The following is a 2,707-nucleotide window of genomic DNA, read 5'->3' on the forward strand; positions in this document are numbered from 1 at the left end:
TTGCCGGGGTTAAAATGAGTGAACCCCGTGTAAGCCATCATGGAAAGGCAGATCATGACCAGCAAGAAAGCCACACCGCCAACGACCACTGACGCGGGTATCCGCGTTCGGAGCGATGAACATTCGCTGACTGTAGGGCCAGACGGGCCGATTGTTTTGAACGACCATTACCTTCTTGAACAAATGGCCAATTTCAACCGTGAACGTATCCCCGAACGTCAACCACATGCGAAAGGTTCTGGGGCGTTTGGTACCTTTGAAACGACGGAAGATGTCTCGCGGTTCACCAAAGCCAAGATTTTCCAGCCCGGCGCGAAATGTGATGTTGTGATGCGTTTTTCTACCGTTGCTGGTGAGCGGGGCAGCCCGGATACTTGGCGTGATCCGCGCGGTTTTTCGGTCAAAATGTATACCGAAGACGGCAACTTTGACATGGTTGGGAACAACACGCCGATCTTCTTCATTCGCGACCCAATGAAATTCCAGCATTTCATTCGCAGCCAAAAACGGCGTGCGGACAACAACCTGCGTGACCACGACATGCAGTGGGATTTCTGGACCTTGTCGCCCGAAAGCGCGCATCAGGTTACCTATCTCATGGGGGACCGCGGTATTCCCAAGACATGGCGCGAAATGAACGGCTACTCAAGCCACACATATTCTTTGGTCAATGCCGAAGGTGAGAAATTCTGGGTCAAGTTCCACTTCCATACCGACCAAGGTGACGGGAACGCTTATCTAAGCCAAGATGAGGCGGACAAGCTGGCCGGAACAGATGGTGATTTCCACCGTCGCGATCTGTTTGATTCAATTGCCAAAGGTGACCACCCAAGCTGGACCCTGAAATGGCAGGTGATGCCGTTTGAGGACGCCAAGACCTATCGGATTAACCCGTTTGACCTCACCAAAGTATGGCCGCATGCGGACTATCCTCTGATTGAAGTTGGCAAGCTGACATTGAACCGAAATCCGACTGATTTTCACACTGAAATTGAACAGGTCGCGTTCGAGCCGAACAACATGGTACCGGGTATCGGGTTGTCGCCAGATAAGATGCTATTAGCTCGCGGTTTTTCTTATGCTGACGCGCATCGGGCGCGGCTTGGCGTGAATTATAAACAAATACCAGTGAATAGCCCAAAGTCGCCTGTGCATAGCTACTCAAAGGATGGTGCGGGCCGAACCGTTAATGTCGCGGATCCCGTCTATGCGCCGAACTCTTACGGCGGTCCATCTGCTCAACCCGAGCCGGGTGATGAAGCAGGTATCTGGCACGCCGATGGTGAAATGGTGCGTCAGGCCTATACCCTTCGCGAAGACGATGATGACTGGTCCCAAGCAGGTGACCTTGTTCGAAAGGTCATGGATGATGGCGCGCGTAAACGTTTGGTCGACAACGTGGTTGGCCATCTGACTGCCGGCGTCAGTGAAAAGGTACTTCAGCGCGCGTTTGAATATTGGCGCAACATTGACCGGGAAACTGGCGACAAAGTTGAAGCCGGCGTGCGTGAAAAACTGGGCGGTGCATCGGACGCACCGGGCCTTGCCTCCGCCAAGAGTATTAGCGGTTAGACGTTGAACCGGCGCTGCGCGGCTTAAAAGAACTGGCGCTTTCCGTCCCCCAAACGGGCGGCGGGAAGCAATCCATGACGAAATGCCTTCAAAGCAAGGATTGGGAGCATCCCAGTTGTTACACAACAGCAAGATAGGACGCCGTTTATGATACACCCCAACAACATCGTCGCCATGTGGTCACTAGGATTTGCGACCTACAAAATGATGGCAGAAGCGCAAACCGTGATCGCATTCGGATTATTAGGCATGGCCGGTGTTTGGTCAGTAACGCCAAGCGAGAACGTCCGAATGATTACGGAAAAGACAAAGGCCCTGCGCCAAAGCGCCACTGCCGCGTCCAAAGCAACGCTGCAAGGCAAGTCCCCTGAAAAGGTACTCGCGCGTGCCTTGACCCCGATCGGGAGCAAAACTGCCGCGAACTATAAGCGGTTAAGTAAACGTGGTTTTTCCAAACGCTGAACAGAATTAGCGGCGTGATAGCCCCAATATTGGGACCTGTAAAAGGATGGCCCTGATGCCAACAGATAATAAGCGCCCTCGGATTGCCATCATTGGTATGGGGCCACGCGGTTTGGGTGCGCTTGAAGCGCTAGCAACGCAGTTAAGCGGCACGAAGTTGACCGTCGATGTCGATATCTTTGACCCGGTTGCGCACCTTGGCGCGGGCCCCAACTTTTGTCCCGGTGAGAGCGAATTATGTCTTTTGAATATCCCGGTGCGTGAGGTTTCGGTCGCCCCGCCCGAATTCGCCGGCGCAACGGTTGGGCCGTTTTCGGACCGGCCCTCATTGGCAGCTGACCCTGACAAATTTCCGCCACGCGCCATCCTTGGCGAATATTTCGAGGCGCGCTACCGCGATCTGGCGAGAAATGCCAAGGCGCTGCATTTGTCACAGCGCCCCACAACAGTGACGGACATTCAAAATGATGGTGATGGCTGGTGGGTAGAAACGGACCATCAGCGCTTTGGTCCATACTCAGAAGTACTTTTGACCCAAGGACAACCAGCCACAAAACCGGACGATCAGCTTGCCCGCTGGATTGATCACGCACGCAAGAACGGCGTCGACCTGATGCCTGCCTACCCGGGCACCGACTTATTGAAAGCGGCGAAAAACTGGGCAGGCAAGAAC

At 54.1% G+C, this 2,707-nt stretch carries 3 protein-coding genes; all 3 read left to right on the top strand.

Annotation, left to right across the window (positions count from 1 at the left end; all coding sequences use genetic code 11):
* Window positions 1-54 precede the first annotated feature (54 nt).
* The gene (locus tag TW80_RS17445) at window positions 55-1,572 is read left to right on the top strand and encodes a catalase (RefSeq protein WP_045998759.1); all 1,518 of its coding nucleotides are present in this window, start codon (window positions 55-57) and stop codon (window positions 1,570-1,572) included.
* 147 nt (window positions 1,573-1,719) lie between these two features.
* Window positions 1,720-2,034, top strand: a complete 315-nt coding sequence (locus tag TW80_RS17450; RefSeq protein WP_045998757.1) for a hypothetical protein — start codon at window positions 1,720-1,722, stop codon at window positions 2,032-2,034.
* A 55-nt stretch (window positions 2,035-2,089) separates the two neighbouring features.
* The coding region (locus TW80_RS17455; protein ID WP_162197211.1) for an FAD/NAD(P)-binding protein at window positions 2,090-2,707 on the top strand (618 nt) is incomplete at its 3' end.

Origin of the sequence: Loktanella sp. S4079 (assembly GCF_000967725.1) — a bacterium.
In the GTDB taxonomy this organism is placed as follows: Bacteria; Pseudomonadota; Alphaproteobacteria; order Rhodobacterales; family Rhodobacteraceae; genus Yoonia.